Below are 16,037 nucleotides of genomic sequence, written 5' to 3' on the forward strand. Positions count from 1 at the left end.
GCTATTTCCCCCTTGTTTTCGGATCAATGGCATCTTGCAAGCCATCACCAAATACGTTAAAGGCATACATCGTTAGTGAAATAAAGAAAGCAGGGAAAAACAATCGCCACCAGTTTCCAGTTAAAATGGACGAAAGTCCGTCTTCTGCAAGAGAGCCCCACGATGCATAAGGAGCAGAAATTCCTAATCCAAGAAAGCTTAAAAACGCTTCTGCAAAGATGGCAGTTGGAACCGTTAGCGTCATTTGAATAATAATGGGTCCCATCGTATTCGGTAATAAGCTTCTACGAATAATATGATTCGTACTAGCACCGAATACTTTTGAAGCTAGCACGTATTCATTTTGCTTAAGAGAGAGGACTTGACCACGAACAATACGAGCCATGCCAACCCAGCCAGTTATCGTTAATGCAATAATAATGGTTAATAGACCAGGACCCATGATGACCATTAGTAAAATGACGACGAGTAAATAGGGAAGCCCGTAAAGGATTTCAACGATACGCATCATTACAGAGTCTGTGCGACCCCCTTTATAACCAGAGACACCACCGTAAATAATCCCAACAATGCAATCAATAAGAGCAGCGACTAACCCAACAAATAAGGAAATTCTTGCTCCATACCAAGTACGAGCAAACATATCTCGGCCAAGGGCATCTGTACCAAACCAATATTCAAGGGAAGGAGGTTGATTGACCATACTATAATTTGGCGTTGCGATAGAATGAGGTGAAATCCATGGACCAATGATCGCCATAACTGTTAAACCAATCATCGTGAATAGACCAAACATAGCGAGCTTATTTTGTCTTAAGCGAATCCAAACCGACTGCCAATAGGATAGGGACGGTCGCGAAACAAGTTCTGCATTAAGCCTTTCACTACTAGGTGTGAATAGATGATCCTCTACAGGTTTTCCATTTGAATTAAGTAAGGCCATTAGCTCGCCTCCTTTTTATCAAGCCGTATCCGCGGATCAAGGAAGCCATAGACAATATCGACAATTAAAAGCATGACGAGTAAGATAGCGCTATAAAAAATCGTTGTTCCCATTATGACCGCATAATCACGATTGTTTATACCCTCCACAAAATAGCGACCAATTCCAGGAATAGCGAAGATTTTTTCAATGACAAAACTCCCTGTCAACACACCTGCTACAAGGGTTCCTAGAATAGTGACTACAGGCATAAGCCCGTTTCGTAATGCATGCTTAGTGACAATGACAAATGGTGATAGTCCTTTTGCTTGTGCTGTTCTTATGTAGTCTTGTGTTAAAACGTCAACCATCGTTGAACGAGTTAAACGAGCGATAATAGCCATCGGTGACGTTGCTAGTGCAAAGACAGGCAAAATCATATGTGTCCAGTCATGCCACAAGGCAACGGGTAAATAACCTTTAAACGATTGAATAAGCAAAGCCGCTAATATAAAGTTCGGTACAGACAATCCGAGCACAGCTAACGTCATTAAAAGGTAGTCAATCATTCCATTTCTTCTCAACGCTGCTAATACACCTAACGTCACACCTGATAAAAGCGCAAATGCTAAGGCAAACAGTCCTAACTCAAGGGATACTGGAAACCCACGAGCAATCAAATCGTTCACCGATACAGCCGGCTGAGAAATAGAAGGTCCAAAATCAAACTGTAAAATAGATCCTAAATAATCGACATATTGAATAACAACTGGCCGATCGAGTCCATAGAATGCTTCTAAATTAGCTTGAACCGCTTCACTTGTATTATGTTCACCATTTAAAGGTGAGCCTGGTACACTATGCATAAGAAAAAAAGTCGCTGTAACAATGATCCACAGCGTAACAATCATCGCTAAAAAACGACGACTAACGTATTTAAGCATCGCGATCGCCTCTCTTTAACAAAACGTTGTTTGCATCGCAAGCTCAGTCATCACAAGCATTGCTTGGTAAGCTTCCTTGATATCTTTTGCCTGAAATGCCACAGTCGTTCCTGATTCTATTGAAGCACCTGGCATCAATGCCGCCCATTCCGCTTGACCATAATTCGCAAATTCAATATGTAGTAAAGGAGCACCTTTAAGCTTTAAAGGAGAGTGGTTTTTCTGCAAAAGAGCTTCTTCGGTTTTTAGTTGGAGTAATTGTTTGCTTTCTTCTGGCGATAAACACAAAGCCGATGATCGGGACTGTGCCCTTTTCACAGGAGCGGTTACCACATTTGGAAGAAGGGCTTCCGCTTCTTTGCAAGCGCCTTCATCACCAGCTACAAGTGTAACCGGAACATCGTAATAACCAGCAAGAAACGCATTAAGTCCTAACTCACCGATCAGTTCGTTATTTAACCACATGTTTCGAACACCAAAAATCATCGTATGACTCATCACACCTGGCATTGAAGCTCTTGCATGGTACCCAATAAAGAATACGTGTTCAAAGGATTCATCTAAACCTTGCATCATCGAAAAGGGCTTTACTTCACCAGAGATTAATTGCACACGATGATGAAGCCTTTCTATTAGAATATTATTCATTTTCCCATGTGAATCATTCGCTATAAAATTTTTGCAGCCATGTGCAAAAGCGGCTTCTGCAACATGATTGACTTCACTCGTCATCAGCTCTTGGCCGCGATGATAAAATCGTTCGCCAGGAGTGACAAATTGTCGATCCACTAAACCCGTTATCCCTTCCATGTCTACTGAAGCAAACACGTTCATCTACTCATCCCCTCTCAATTCTTGATGTATCTTTACTCTATTCGTAGTAAAAAGCTATTTTCCTGCTGAATTTGCGATTTAAACTGAAAAAATTGTAAACTTTCCTTACATTCTGTCATTTGTTCAAAGATAAACGTCCCTTTCTACGACTAAAAAACTACACTCTACTAGACGGCTTTCTATTCAGCTTATGCTTGAAGGTCAACACTTTTTTCTCTAAAAGTCAAAATCATGTTATTTTTTTAAGAAATCATCTAAAATAAAAGTACTATTAAGAATTGGAGAATGATGTATGCAGCAAGAACAAAATTTTCGAATGGGGGTAACCACGACCCTATCCTCCTATTTAATCTGGGGGTTTTTACCGCTTTACTGGGCATTACTTTCTTTTATACCTGCTTTAGATGTGTTAATGTATCGTATTTCATTTGCGTTTTTATTCATGGTTATTTTGCTCATTTTTGCGAGGAGAAAAGCTCAATACATAAATGAAATAAAAAACGTCTTTACCCAGTCCAAGCTACTTATGCAAATGATTTTTGCAGCCATCTTTATTAGCTTAAACTGGTTTTTATTTATTTTTGCTGTTAGTAGCAATATGGTATTAGAAGCGAGTTTAGCTTACTACATTAATCCGTTACTTAACGTTGTACTTGCGACTGTCATCATTAAAGAAACGTTAAGTCGTGCAGAAGTTTTTGCTGTTAGTGCAGCAGGAGTTGGCGTACTCATTCTGATTGTTTTTAACGGTACGATTCCTTGGGCTGCATTTGGAATGGCGTTAAGCTTCTGCTTCTATGGATTTATTAAACGTTCCGTTTCTATATCTGCTACAGCTGGACTGTTTATTGAAACCGCATTAGTTACACCCATAGCGTTACTGTACTTACTCTTTTTCACAACGTATTCAATCTTTACCATGGATAGCTCGACGATCTTACTACTTTCAGGTGCAGGTATTTTCACCGCAGTGCCTCTCATATTGTTCTCTTTCGGGGCAAAGCACATTCCGTTTTCCCTAGTCGGATTCTTTCAATATATTGCACCGACGACAATGCTTTTTCTAGGTATCTTTATTTTTAAAGAACCTTTCTCTCTTGTACAATTCATTGCGTTTTTATTTATTTGGATTGGTTTACTAACGTTCACGTCATCAAAAATTTTAAATCGAAGAAAAGGAAAAGAACCCCTTACACATGAATGATTCAAGTTGTTCATGTATACTAGCATTGAAATGAATGAAGAAAGGAAGGATACAATGGCACAATACCGTGGCTATATTGGTACCTATTCAAAAGGAGATAGCAGAGGTGTATATACATTTACATTAGACACCGAAACAAAGCAGCTCAGCAATCAGCAGTTAGCTGCCGAACTAAAAGACCCTACCTATGTGGCGATAACAAACGAGAACAAGTTATACGCTGTTATGAAAGAAGATACAAAAGGTGGCATTGCCGCATTTACAATAAACCCTGAAAGCGGATCATTGGAACCGTTAAATCGGCAAATTACTGCGGACGGAGGACCTTGTCATGTAACCGTCTCAAGAGACCAAACAAAGGCGTTATCAGCTAATTATCATAGCGGTACAATCCTTTCCTACGCCATTCAAGAAGATGGATCTGTTGGCGACATTCTATCAACTGTGACGCATGAGGGCAGCGGTCCTAATAAAGACAGACAAGAAAAAGCTCATGCTCACTTCTCTGGCTTTACACCTGATGAGCACTATGCAGTAGCTGTTGACCTTGGGACAGATGAAGTTATTCTTTATAAACATAACAATGGTGAGTTAAATAGACATTTCACCCTGAATGTGGCACCAGGAGCAGGACCACGGCACATTGCCTTTCATCCGCAAGAAGCCTATGCCTACATCATGACCGAGCTCTCGAATGAAATTATTGTTTGTGCGTACAACGCAACAGTAGGTGAGCTTCATGAAATACAAACAATTTCTACGTTACCAGAAGGGTTTGTAGAAGAAAGCTTTGGTAGTGCCATTCACGTCTCTCAAGATGGTAAATTTGTATACGCAGCGAATCGTGGGCATAATTCGATTGCGAGCTTTGCAGTAAATGAACTCTCTGGAGAGCTGACGCTTGTAGAAATCGTTTCAACAGAAGGAAATTGGCCTAGAGATTTTCACATTGACCCGTCAGGTGAATACCTACTTGCATCCAATCAAGAATCTAGCAACTTGACTTTATATAGTCGTAGCAGGGATACAGGCAAGCTATCGCTTCTTGAAAGTGAGATCCCAATGCCTTATCCGGTTTGTGTTGTGTTCGTTTCAGAACCAATTCATTAAACGAAGCCTGTTTATCTGTATACGAAAAATTGAGGCTGCTCCGTTAGCACCTATGTCTTAACGAAGCAGCCTCTTTCCTTTGTGAAGATGATGCATGGTCCAGCGCGTCTTCCATTGTGCATTTTATGAAAGTAATGGAATGGCTTCATCCACTTGCTTATGCTCAAACCCTAAATCGCTTGCTACTGCTTCATATGTTACATATCCGGCAGCCGTATTTAACCCTTTTGCTAGTGCTAGGTTTGAGCGCAATGCTTTGACAATGCCAAGGTCTGCAATCTGCTTTGCATAAGGGATCGTCACATTGGTTAAAGCGATGGTTGACGTTCTTGGTACCGCTCCTGGCATGTTGGCAACTGCATAGTGAATAATGCCATGTTTCACATATGTCGGCTGGTCGTGGGTCGTCACTTTGTTTGCTGTTTCAATAATACCACCTTGGTCCACGGCTACGTCTACTACAACACTACCTTCCTTCATCGCCTTAATCATCTCTTCTGTAATAAGCTTTGGCGCTTTTGCTCCTGGTATTAGCACTGCACCGATAACCAAATCCGCCTCCTCTACTGCTACAGCAATGTTAAGAGGATTGGACATCATCGTTTGAATGTCATTCCCAAATAAATCATCGAGCTGGCGTAGACGCTCTGCGCTGACGTCAAGTAAAGTAACCTGAGCACCTAATCCAATGGCCATTTTTGCGGCATTTGTTCCAACTACACCACCACCAACTATCGCTACTTTAGCTCGCTTAACACCTGGTACACCTGATAACAAAATACCTTTTCCACCATTAGTTTTCTCAAGAAACCGTGCTCCCATTTGAGTCGCCATTCGGCCTGCTACTTCACTCATAGGAGTCAGAAGTGGCAAGGTTCGATTTTGCTCAACGGTTTCATACGCAACTGCTATGACTTCGCTCTTCACAAGGGCTTTTGTAAGCGCAGGTTCTGCCGCTAAATGTAGGTAAGTAAATAGAATTAATCCTTTTCGAAAGAAGCCAAATTCGGATTCAAGTGGTTCTTTTACTTTAACAACCATATCTGCCTCAGCCCAAACGTCAGCTGCTTGTGGCACAATTTTTGCTCCAGCTTGCTTGTACTCCTCATTCGTGAAGCCACTTCCGTCTCCTGCTCCTGATTCAATCATAACTGTATGACCACTTGTCGTCAGCGTAACTACACCGGCTGGGGTCATTGCTACACGATTTTCAAAACTTTTCACTTCTTTAGGCACTCCAATAATCACAACAATCACCTTCCTTCGGCACTTCTTATTGGTAGTATATCCACGACAGCTATTTTTCTCTTCATGGGATGGGGCTAAAATTCACCCTTCCTATTTGTGTGAAAAACACAAATGATCAGACTATTTAACAGTCAATAGTCGTCGCGTAAATCTAAATATAGACCAGTCCGCTCATTCGGATCTTTTAAACGAATGTTTGTAATTTCCGTTATTCGTTTTATGCGATACTGTAAAGAATTGGTGTGAATGTGCAGTGCTTTTGCTGTTGTGACCAGATGATTATCATTTTTTAAATACTCATCTAAGGTCTTCAGTAAATTCGTTTGATTTTGCCGATCATATCGTTTTAATTGTTCAATAGCCGGATGCTTACTACTTACATAAGCTTTTTCTTCGTACGGTCCAACGTAGCGCATTGCCCCAGACTGATAATAAAACAGCTGACTGTTTAGTTCTTCTTTAAAACGATCTTTTAACGCGAGCATTGCTTTGGCTTGCTCATACGATTTTGCCATACCTTCTAGAGAGCGATCAGGATTTCCGCAAGCTAGTGAAAGGGTTAAGGGCATCGCGGTTTGAATAGTATGAACGGGAAGCGTTACAGTAGCATGCACCACCATAGCAATAAAGTATCGTCCATCAAACATATAGAGAGGAGCATGAGGTTGCACAAGTTGCTCGACTTTCATTAAATGCTCTGCCTTACTATGTAAATCAATCATTAAAATACATTTTTCATTTGTTTGGTCCACCCAAGACACAGGTAAATCGAAAGGCATATACGTATTCGTCATAACTTTCCAAAGCTTCTCTTCTTTCGTAGGTGCGAGCTGCTCTCGATCATACATAGAAAAATAAGTACTTGCTTTTACCGCTACTTTCTTTAGCCATTGTTGCTCGAATACAGTTAGAGATCGAGTTGTTTCAGATACCCAAATGTACCCAATCACAATATTTGAACCATCTCTAATTGAAAGAGCAACGCGCTTTCCTAGTCCAAACTCTTCGATTCCAGCAATTAATAGTGGCTCAGCTGACTGGTTTAGTGCCGTCATAACACCATCTTTCCAAAATCGATGAATGAGCTTATCAGGAACTTTCCTACCAATAATAGTTGAAATTCTTGCCGAATCTGTTCCTTCACCATGTTCAGAATAAGCGAGCAAGTGATGATGCTTGTTTTCAATCGTAATGGGGCAAGCAAGCAATTTACCTAAACTTTCGACGAACGAATCTAAATGTGTATAGGTTTTGGTTAAAAATAGTTTGTATGCATCTGTCATCACAAACCCTACTTTCTCTTTCATTCATTCAATCTAAGTATAGCAAATTCTTGCTTGCATTTCTCTATTTAATCGTTGTTGCCAAAGGCTTGAAGCGCTCGTTTTCTCGCCGACTGATGATCAATAATTGGCTTTACATACGCAGCACAACCATACTCTTCTCGTTCCTCTTCACTTAAATCATGAGGCATATGAATCGCCTTTGTCGGCACATCTTTTAGTTCTTTTACATACGAACGAATAAAACGTCCATACGGGTCAAACCGTTCTGATTGACGATACGGATTAAAGATCCTAAAATACGGAACTGCATCGGTACCTGTTGATGCCGCCCATTGCCAGCCGCCAATATTTGAAGCTGGATCATAGTCGATAAGACGTTCAGCAAAATAGCGCTCTCCTAAACGCCAGTCAATCAATAAATGCTTCGTAAGAAAAGAAGCCACAACCATTCGTAAGCGGTTGTGCATCCAGCCAGTTTCGTTCAACTGCCGCATTGCTGCATCAACGAGAGGATAGCCGGTTTTGCCTTCCTTCCAAGCCTGCAATTGCTCTTCATCTGATCGCCAATCAAGCCCTTGATAAGTCGATTTAATTTCTAGGTTATCACTCTTTGGATAGTGCACATAAATCATATTATAGAAATCACGCCATGCTAATTCCTGTATAAACGTTTCAACACCTGAATCGTCTTTTAGTTGCTCTCTTTTTTCTTCAGCCATTTGATAGACAGTTCGAATGGATAAAGCACCCGTTCTTAAAAATTTTGATAATCGACTTGTCCCTTCGATTTCTGGATAGTCACGATCTTTCTTATACGATTCAATGGTATCGTCAATAAAGGATTGCAGGTATTCTCGCGCACATTGCTCTCCAGCCTCTTGTTTCCATTTGCCTGTTTTTTGCTGCATGATTCGTTTATACGCATCCTCACCGGCTTCATGTTTTGGCTTTTTAGATAGACTCTTTTGCCGTAAGGAAGATTCGTCTATACAGACTGGCTCTGGTTTATGGAGCTGTCGCCATTTTTTATAATACGGCGAGAATACTTTGTAATGAGTATCATCTTCTTTTAAAACGTCATGAGCGCCATGTAAATGGTGATCCATAAAGGCTTTTGTTTTTATTTGCGCAGACTTTGCCCACTTTTCAAACGCTTCATCTCGCTTCTTTCCAAAGCCCACCTCATCCCGATTGTAATAAATGGTGTGGATGGAATCCATTTTTGCCTTTAATTCGTCAAAACTCGCTTCTAGTTCACCATACAAACATAAAATAGGGAATGACAATTTATTTGCATGATCCATAAAGGCCTTTAACGTCTCATAGAAGTAATCATGTCGAACGGTAAAAGACTCTGTTAATTTTGGGTGAATATGAAAGACACCCATTAGTGTATCGTTTTGTGAACAAGCCGCTTCCGCCGAGGCAAGCGCTTGATGGTCTTGTAATCGCAAATCTCTTCGAAACCAAACAATGTGGACAGCCATTTCGTTTGCTCCTTTCATTCATGTAGTAAAAAGACGCGTTGCCGATGCAACACGCCTTTCTTTTATTCCCCTTTTTCGATTGGATAATCATGTGTAATCCAGTCACTCCATGAGCCAGGATACAGTTTAACGTTTGTAAAGCCAGCTTGTTCCAATCCTAAATAAAGTGGACATGCAGAAATTCCTGATCCGCAGTAAACAATTACTTCTTTGTTTTTGTCTCCTAGCGGTTTAAATTCTTGCTCAAGCTGTTCTTTATTCTTCCACGTACCATCTTCATTTAACACCTGTTTCCAAAATAGGCTCGCCGCCCCCGGGATATGACCAGACTTTGCATCGAGCTCTTCCTGTTCTCCAAGAAATCGGTCGTAGGCACGTGCATCCAATAAATGTGTTGCTTTTGACCGCTTGGCAACATCATCATGTGCCACTTTCATTTCGTCTCGAATGGTTGCTGAGAAGGTTGCACGTGTAGGCTTGTGTCGTTCATTCGTTGTCTGATATCCTCGTGACGTCCATTCTTTAAAGCCACCATCTAATACGTACACAGACGAATGGCCAATATAGGTCAGCATCCACCAAGCTCTCCCGGCAGCCATTCCGCCACTACCTTCATCATAAATAACGACTGGAGTAGCCTCATCAATTCCTTTACGCTCTGCCATCTCAATTATAGCACCGTCAGAAGGCAATGGATAACGACCACCTTCTTGTAAAGCTCGATCTGCCATATCTTCTACCATATCGATAAAAATCGCACCGGGAATATGTGCCTCATTGTAAAGACGCTTCCCTTTTTCTTCATCTTTTAAGTCATGTCTTGCATCTAACAACATAAACGTTTCGTCTTGTTTCATCCATTGCTGAAGTGTATCGACTGAAAGAATCATTCCTATACCTCCCATTTCTTTTCAACTTTACATAGCAACCAATTGGAAATCAATAAAAAAAGCCTGTCGACAAAGCCGACAAGCATTAATGGTTTACTGGTTTAGTAAAAACTCGGAGATTTCATTCAGATGTTGTTCAACAGAGATAGGATCATTAAAATAATAACCAATTGGATCCATCTCAAACACGCGATCATTTTCTACAGCTTCAAGCCCTTCCCAAATTGAGCTTTCATAAAGGAAATTTCCGTCCATGTTTACGGTCCAAGGTGCTGTTAAAATATAGTCACCTGCATAATCAGGAACAGCCTCTAAAGACAAGTTATTATAGCCATCTCCCTCTACAGCTTCAACAGCAGCTTCTGGCATCGATAAGTCAAATTCATTGTACATAATTTCACCACCGCGCCCCCAACCGCTTCCGTACAAATAAACATCGCTATCTGTCGGCTGTAAAATAGAAATCGTGCTATCACCTACCGCAGCTTGTACATCAGGTTTAAGATCCTCTACTTGTGCATCCCATTCGTCAATCCAGCTTTGAGCGGCCTCTTCCCGACCGAACATTTCCCCAAACTCTATAAGTTGATCTTTATACCCTAATGATGCGTAATCAACAGCAACTGTTGTTGCAATGCTTTCAAGCTGATCTAAAATTTCAGATGAGCCATAGGCAATAATTAAGTCTGGATCTAATTCAAGTACTTGTTCGACAGATACAGTGCTTGCATCACCTAGATTCTCAACACCTTCTGTATACGCTTCTAAAAACGGGCTTTCAAACACATAATCTGTTGCCGCAGCAACGTCAATCCCTAGTTCTTGTAAATAGCCAAAATAGACGTCCGCTAAAAGCACGACTCTTTCTGGATTAGCAGGTATCTCTTGCACACCATTCATCGCTTCGTATGGAATCGTCTCTGTGCCCTCTGTTGTTGAGCTACTATCGTTTTGCTCATCGGCTCCATTTCCACAAGCTGCTAACATCAGTGCACTAAGGGCAAAGGTCCCAAAAGACCATTTATGTAATTGTTTCATTTGCATGTACCTCGCTTCTATTGATAAAGATTTTCATTTTCAATAAAAGTATAATATGAAACAGAACAACGTGCAAATTTTAGCTTGAGCGCGTATATTTTTTTCATCTTTTTTAACGTACATATTGCGACAGTCTTCGGAAGACATTAAAATAAACGTTAGATTTTATGGGGGTGGTTCACTTGGAGAAAGAACATGAAACAAAATTGAAACGTACGCTTACGCTGGTACCGCTTCTTGTTATTGGCTTAGCTTACATGGATCCGTTAGTCGTTTTTGATACGTACGGTATCGTTGCTCAACTTACGGAAGGACATGTGGCAACGGCTTACTTGTTTACAATCGCAGCGCTTCTCTTAACGGCCTATAGCTATGGAAGAATGGTACAAGCTTTCCCTAAAGCGGGTTCAGCGTATACGTATGCCCAAAAAAGCATTCATCCAAATGTTGGATTTGCAGCTGGATGGACGCTCCTACTCGACTATTTATTCCTTCCAATGGTCAATTTCGCCATTGGTATGGTGTATTTGCAAGCAGCTTTCCCGCAAATACCTGCTTTTATTTGGGTTGTTCTATTAGCAACCGTCATAACGACAATTAATATTCTAGGCATTCGCCTTACCGCAAATGTAACTGGCTTATTTGTCTCTTTTCAAATTCTTGTGGCAGCGATTTTTATCTTTTTTGTTATCAAGGGGTTAGTGAATGGATTTGGTACTGGTCAGCTTTTGTCCATGATGCCTTTTTATAGTACGTCACTTGAAATGACGACTGTTTTTACCGGAGCAGCCATACTCTGCTTTTCCTTTTTAGGCTTCGATGCTATTTCAACCCTTTCAGAAGAAACAAAAAACCCAAAAAGAACGGTTCCTTTAGCCATTATTTTAGTTGTTCTTATCGGTGGTGCGTTGTTTGTTGGAGTATCCTATTTACTACAATTGGTATACCCACATTACGAATCGTTCGTTTCAGCTGAAGCAGCTTCATTGGAAATCGCTCAATATGTCGGTGGTGCTTTTCTTTACTCCCTATTCTTAGGAGGCACAATGGTCGCAGTTGTATCGTCATCAATGTCTTCTCATGCCAGTGCGTCACGTCTTTTATTTGCAATGGGTAGAGATAGCACGTTGCCTAAACGATTTTTTGGTTATTTACACCCTCGATTCAAAACGCCTGTCTTTAACATTGTCTTAATTGGCGTGCTCTCTCTGACTGCTATCTTCGGGGAACTTGAGATTATCTATTCCTTTATAAGTTTTGGCGCCTTAATTGGGTTTACGAGTGTAAATGCTTCTGTTATTGCGCACTATTTTATACGACAAAAGCAACGCTCTATAAAAGGGACCATACTCAATTTAATTATCCCTTCATTAGGAGCTATTTTCTGTTTATCTCTCTTATATTCAATTGAAACAAATGCATTAATAATCGGTCTAAGCTGGATGTTCTTAGGGCTCTTATATTTTATCTATCGCAGGAAAAAATTTGCATCCGTATAAAGGTTTGATTTATTGATTAGCAGCAAGTAAGATTAAGACTGATGCAAAAGGAGCGTATATGGATCCAATTGCTTAGGGGGTATATGTGCGACAGTTTAAGCGATCACTTTTATTCATTTTTACTTGCCTTATCACTATTTCTTTCCTTGTGTTTTACCTTTACACATCAGAAAATAGTCGTTTTTCCATCGATCATCTGGAAGAGACACTTGGTACAATGATGCGAGGAGACCATCCAGATGTTCCTATAGAAGAAATTATTTACGCTGACGAGCTCCATCCGATTGTAGCAGACAAAACGGAACAGTTAATAGAACAAGCTTCTCGAATTGGCATTTCCATTATTATTACTGATGGGTTTCGAACCGTCGAAGAGCAGGACGCCCTTTATGAGCAAGGACGCTCAACAACCGGCAACATTGTTACAAATGTTGCCGGTGGAGAATCCCTCCATAATTACGGCTTAGCCGTCGATTATGCATTACTTAATGAAAGTGGACAGCCTATTTGGGATCTTGAGTATGATGGAAATCAAAACGGTGAGAGTGACTGGATTGAAGTTGCAGACATTGCAAAAGACCTAGGATTTAATTGGGGTGGCGATTGGAAGCATTTTGTTGACTATCCTCACCTAGAAATGACATTCGGATACTCTATGCGTGATATTCAGCGAGCATTAAATGATTCTCTATCACCTACCGATTAATAAAGGAGTGACCGTTATTTAATAAGGATAAGGTCACTTCTTTTTATACTTTTAGCAGGAAAATCAGGAAAAAGCGAGAACTAATTTAGAGGAAGAAAACTTTATGTTCGATATATTAAAAGAAGTGGGTTGATAACCGTGGAGCTAGGTAGAACAATTAAGTACTACCGGATTAAACATAACATGACACAAGCTGAACTCGCTGATGGTATATGTTCTATTCCACATTTAAGCAAAATTGAAAATTCAATATATAATGCTAATTTCGGGACTGCAGCACTACTTTTAGAAAGACTCGGAATTAATATTGAAGAAGAATATGCCCAGCACTCAGAAATTAAACACACGCTCGATGCGTTTATAGAAGCCATTCAATTCGCTGACGAAGAGAAAGCACTTGAATACTATGAATCGCTTCTTGATAAAGAAACGGTTATACCGCGGACCAATTATCGTAATATGTATCATTTGTACATGATGCGCTACCATTTAATGAACGGTCATTTAACTCTCGCATTTAAAGATTGGAGTATTGTCGACAAGAACAGGAGTAATCTCGATCCTATTGAAGAACTTTCCGCCGAGTTGTTCTATGGCATTTATTTAGTTGAACTCGGACGACTTAAAGAAGCTAAACAGCTATTGCTTAGTATTAAAAATGCAGAACATTCATCACACTATCTTTTCGCTCGAGAAATCGCATTTATTTTATCCCATTGTTATACCGAATTAAACGAGCCTGAAAAAGCCATTATTTATGCAAAAGAAGCACTTTACCTATTTAAACAAGAAGATAATTATATACGCACTGCCCAATCACAAATGGTGTTAGGCATTAATTATACACAGTTAAATATGCTCGAAGAATCCCTTCGTGTGTTTAAAGTCCTCTTGCGTAATTCGCGACTATTCGGTCAACAATCGCTTTATTTTCAAGCAACCTATAATTATGGCATCCTCTTAAAGAAAAGTGGCGATTACGAAGCGAGTCACGACTGTTTCTTGCAATGCACAAACTTTTATGAACCTTCTAGCAAAAACTACCTCTATGCTCGTTTAGCCGATGTAGAAGTGCTGTTTTTATTAAATGCCGAAAAAACGAGTATTCGTGACATATTAGTTGAAATAATTGAGCAAAGCGTTACACAGGCTCATGAACGATTAGAGCTCCAAGCACGTTATTATATGTATCGTCTTGAATCGTCTGAACAACTCTATCATTTTATAGAAACGGAATTGTTGCCGCATTTGGAACGATTAGAAAGCCATGCGGAATTGTTGCCCTATGCTCGAGAGTTAGCTCATTGGTACCAACAAAATGGACACTATGAGAAAGCCAATGAATACTTACAGAAATACTCTTCCATTTCGACGAAGAAAGATTTGTCCATGGTCTAATAAACTGTAGATAAAAAGCTTATGAACGCACATGTGCGTTCATAAGCTTTTTTGATTTAAACCATAGACGAATGCGTTGCGATATGTAAACGAACAGCATAAAAAAAGCGCACGAGACTGCGCCCCCCACTGGAACCGGCCCGGCCCGAAAATCGAGAATGCTTTTCTCGAAAAGGCTAGATTGTTTCTAGTGGAAAGCGTCAGTCGGTAGCGCTTTATACAATCGATTACTAGTTAGAATAAGTCTTTTTCGTGCAAAAACGGATTAACGTGTTGCCGCTTCTGCGTTAACAAGACCACTTCCGAATTGATTTGTATTTCCTAAGTTTGTTGCCGTATTTTTAAGGTGGTTACGAATTTGAACATTTGACCAAGAAGGATTCTTTTGCTTCACTAACGCAGCAACACCAGCAACGTGCGGTGTAGCCATAGACGTACCATTGAAGCTTGAGTATCCATTACCAGGAACCGTACTTTGTACACCAACACCTGGTGCTACAATGTCAAGACCTGCTCCGTACTGAGAAAAGCTAGCGCGGTTGTTATTTTGATCTGTTGCACCTACTGCCATCGCATTTGCATAGCGTGCTGGGAATCCAACATTTCCTGCACCTGAGTTACCAGAAGCCGCAACTACAAGAACGCCACTTGCTGTTGCTTGGTTAACAGCTTGTTCCATTGTTGCAGATCCAGCACTACTTCCTAAACTCATGTTTGCAATGTGCATGCCATTATTTGCAGCCCATTGTAAACCTTGAGCAATACCACTGATTGACCCAGAGCCACTTGCTCCTAGCACTTTAACCCCATATAAATCAACGTTTGGTGCTACGCCGAGTACACCAATTGAATTGTTTAACGCTGCAATTGTACCAGCAACGTGAGTACCATGACCGTTTCCATCACTAATATTCGGCTCTCCTGGTACAAAACTAGCGCCGCCACGGATTCTTAAATCAGCGTGATTTGAGATCCCTGTGTCTAAAACAGCCACACGAACTCCAGTACCTGTGAATCCTCTGCTTTGAGCAATCGGAGCTTGTACACGGTTAATTCCCCATGGAACGGTTTGCATTGTCGTTACCTCAGCATCTTCCTCTATATAGGAGATGGCAGGGTCAAGCTCTAATGCTTCTACATCTTGTGGGTCAAGTTCAACGGATAAAACAGGAATAAAATCAAATTCATGAAGGAGATCAATTTCAACATCTTCCACTTGAGAAGAAGAAATAGAATACTCATCTCCATCAATTTGGTCAACAAATTGGGACATAACTTCTTGTTCCTTAAAGCCAATGAGGTATTTTTCCTTCGCTTCCTCGGCTGCTTGTGCGATTGATGAACTAAATGCTACTGATATAATTAGTGCTGTTCCGGCAACAATTTTCCCCATTTTCTTATTCAATTCGTTATACCTCCTCAAAATGTTCCAACCTGCGCAGCTGGTAATCTAAAATTAACAAAATTTTAA

At 40.5% G+C, this 16,037-nt stretch carries 14 protein-coding genes; 5 read left to right on the top strand and 9 right to left on the bottom strand.

Going from position 1 to position 16,037, the window contains the following annotated elements; translation table 11 throughout:
- Position 1: 1 nt before the first annotated feature.
- From PQ477_RS03945 to dppA, 3 genes are read right to left on the bottom strand one after another with little or no spacing between them, the layout of a single operon-like run.
- The gene (locus tag PQ477_RS03945) at positions 2–943 is read right to left on the bottom strand and encodes an ABC transporter permease (RefSeq protein ID WP_060704805.1); all 942 of its coding nucleotides are present in this window, start codon (positions 941–943) and stop codon (positions 2–4) included.
- Positions 943–1,866: an ABC transporter permease gene (locus PQ477_RS03950; protein WP_035394730.1), complete on the bottom strand. Its 924-nt coding sequence runs from the start codon at positions 1,864–1,866 to the stop codon at positions 943–945. The genes PQ477_RS03945 and PQ477_RS03950 overlap by 1 nt, the downstream gene beginning before the upstream one ends.
- A 15-nt stretch (positions 1,867–1,881) precedes the next feature.
- On the bottom strand, positions 1,882–2,700 hold the full coding sequence (dppA, locus tag PQ477_RS03955; protein WP_035394731.1) for a D-aminopeptidase DppA: 819 nt from the start codon (positions 2,698–2,700) through the stop codon (positions 1,882–1,884).
- Between the two features lie 292 nt (positions 2,701–2,992).
- Here dppA and rarD point away from each other — a divergent pair, with 292 nt between their 5' ends.
- Both rarD and PQ477_RS03965 read left to right on the top strand, forming a co-directional pair.
- On the top strand, positions 2,993–3,904 hold the full coding sequence (gene rarD / locus PQ477_RS03960) for an EamA family transporter RarD (protein WP_035394732.1): 912 nt from the start codon (positions 2,993–2,995) through the stop codon (positions 3,902–3,904).
- 54 nt (positions 3,905–3,958) lie between these two features.
- The gene (locus PQ477_RS03965; RefSeq protein ID WP_274272985.1) at positions 3,959–5,014 is read left to right on the top strand and encodes a lactonase family protein; all 1,056 of its coding nucleotides are present in this window, start codon (positions 3,959–3,961) and stop codon (positions 5,012–5,014) included.
- A 123-nt stretch (positions 5,015–5,137) separates the two neighbouring features.
- Here PQ477_RS03965 and ald read toward each other — a convergent pair whose 3' ends face one another.
- From ald to PQ477_RS03990, 5 genes are all read right to left on the bottom strand, one after another.
- On the bottom strand, positions 5,138–6,262 hold the full coding sequence (ald, locus tag PQ477_RS03970) for an alanine dehydrogenase (protein WP_035394734.1): 1,125 nt from the start codon (positions 6,260–6,262) through the stop codon (positions 5,138–5,140).
- A gap of 131 nt (positions 6,263–6,393) precedes the next feature.
- The gene (locus PQ477_RS03975) at positions 6,394–7,545 is read right to left on the bottom strand and encodes a helix-turn-helix domain-containing protein (protein WP_186370646.1); all 1,152 of its coding nucleotides are present in this window, start codon (positions 7,543–7,545) and stop codon (positions 6,394–6,396) included.
- Between the two features lie 68 nt (positions 7,546–7,613).
- Positions 7,614–9,035 (bottom strand): cryptochrome/photolyase family protein, encoded by a 1,422-nt coding sequence (locus PQ477_RS03980; protein ID WP_274272986.1) that lies wholly within the window; start codon positions 9,033–9,035, stop codon positions 7,614–7,616.
- Positions 9,036–9,097: 62 nt separating this feature from the next.
- Complete coding sequence (locus PQ477_RS03985; protein WP_060704801.1) at positions 9,098–9,925, bottom strand: sulfurtransferase; 828 nt, start codon at positions 9,923–9,925, stop codon at positions 9,098–9,100.
- Between the two features lie 93 nt (positions 9,926–10,018).
- Entirely contained in the window at positions 10,019–10,963 is a 945-nt protein-coding gene (locus PQ477_RS03990) for an ABC transporter substrate-binding protein (RefSeq protein ID WP_186370647.1), read from the bottom strand.
- Positions 10,964–11,130: 167 nt separating this feature from the next.
- On the opposite strand from PQ477_RS03990, the gene PQ477_RS03995 reads away from it, so the two are divergent.
- The 3 genes from PQ477_RS03995 (at position 11,131) to PQ477_RS04005 (ending at position 14,566) form a co-directional block, all read left to right on the top strand.
- Entirely contained in the window at positions 11,131–12,462 is a 1,332-nt protein-coding gene (locus PQ477_RS03995) for an APC family permease (RefSeq protein ID WP_035394736.1), read from the top strand.
- 217 nt (positions 12,463–12,679) lie between these two features.
- Entirely contained in the window at positions 12,680–13,168 is a 489-nt protein-coding gene (locus PQ477_RS04000; RefSeq protein WP_144560527.1) for a M15 family metallopeptidase, read from the top strand.
- Positions 13,169–13,306: 138 nt separating this feature from the next.
- A complete protein-coding gene (locus tag PQ477_RS04005) occupies positions 13,307–14,566 on the top strand; it encodes a helix-turn-helix domain-containing protein (protein ID WP_035394737.1) in 1,260 nt (419 codons plus the stop codon).
- Between the two features lie 265 nt (positions 14,567–14,831).
- On the opposite strand, the gene PQ477_RS04010 is transcribed toward PQ477_RS04005, so the two are convergent.
- On the bottom strand, positions 14,832–15,971 hold the full coding sequence (locus tag PQ477_RS04010) for a S8 family peptidase (RefSeq protein WP_060704798.1): 1,140 nt from the start codon (positions 15,969–15,971) through the stop codon (positions 14,832–14,834).
- Between the last annotated feature and the right edge of the window lie 66 nt (positions 15,972–16,037).

The organism is Shouchella hunanensis (assembly GCF_028735875.1).
Classification (GTDB): Bacteria; Bacillota; Bacilli; order Bacillales; family Bacillaceae_D; genus Shouchella; species Shouchella hunanensis.

Coding starts and splice junctions, on each gene's coding strand:
- PQ477_RS03965 (WP_274272985.1), top strand. CDS start 3,959: ATGGCACAATACCGTGGCTATATTGGTACCTATTCAAAAGGAGATAGC.
- PQ477_RS03975 (WP_186370646.1), bottom strand. CDS start 7,545: ATGACAGATGCATACAAACTATTTTTAACCAAAACCTATACACATTTA.
- PQ477_RS03950 (WP_035394730.1), bottom strand. CDS start 1,866: ATGCTTAAATACGTTAGTCGTCGTTTTTTAGCGATGATTGTTACGCTG.
- PQ477_RS03980 (WP_274272986.1), bottom strand. CDS start 9,035: ATGGCTGTCCACATTGTTTGGTTTCGAAGAGATTTGCGATTACAAGAC.
- PQ477_RS03985 (WP_060704801.1), bottom strand. CDS start 9,925: ATGATTCTTTCAGTCGATACACTTCAGCAATGGATGAAACAAGACGAA.
- PQ477_RS03995 (WP_035394736.1), top strand. CDS start 11,131: ATGGGGGTGGTTCACTTGGAGAAAGAACATGAAACAAAATTGAAACGT.
- PQ477_RS04000 (WP_144560527.1), top strand. CDS start 12,680: ATGATGCGAGGAGACCATCCAGATGTTCCTATAGAAGAAATTATTTAC.
- dppA (WP_035394731.1), bottom strand. CDS start 2,700: ATGAACGTGTTTGCTTCAGTAGACATGGAAGGGATAACGGGTTTAGTG.
- PQ477_RS03990 (WP_186370647.1), bottom strand. CDS start 10,963: ATGAAACAATTACATAAATGGTCTTTTGGGACCTTTGCCCTTAGTGCA.
- rarD (WP_035394732.1), top strand. CDS start 2,993: ATGCAGCAAGAACAAAATTTTCGAATGGGGGTAACCACGACCCTATCC.
- PQ477_RS03945 (WP_060704805.1), bottom strand. CDS start 943: ATGGCCTTACTTAATTCAAATGGAAAACCTGTAGAGGATCATCTATTC.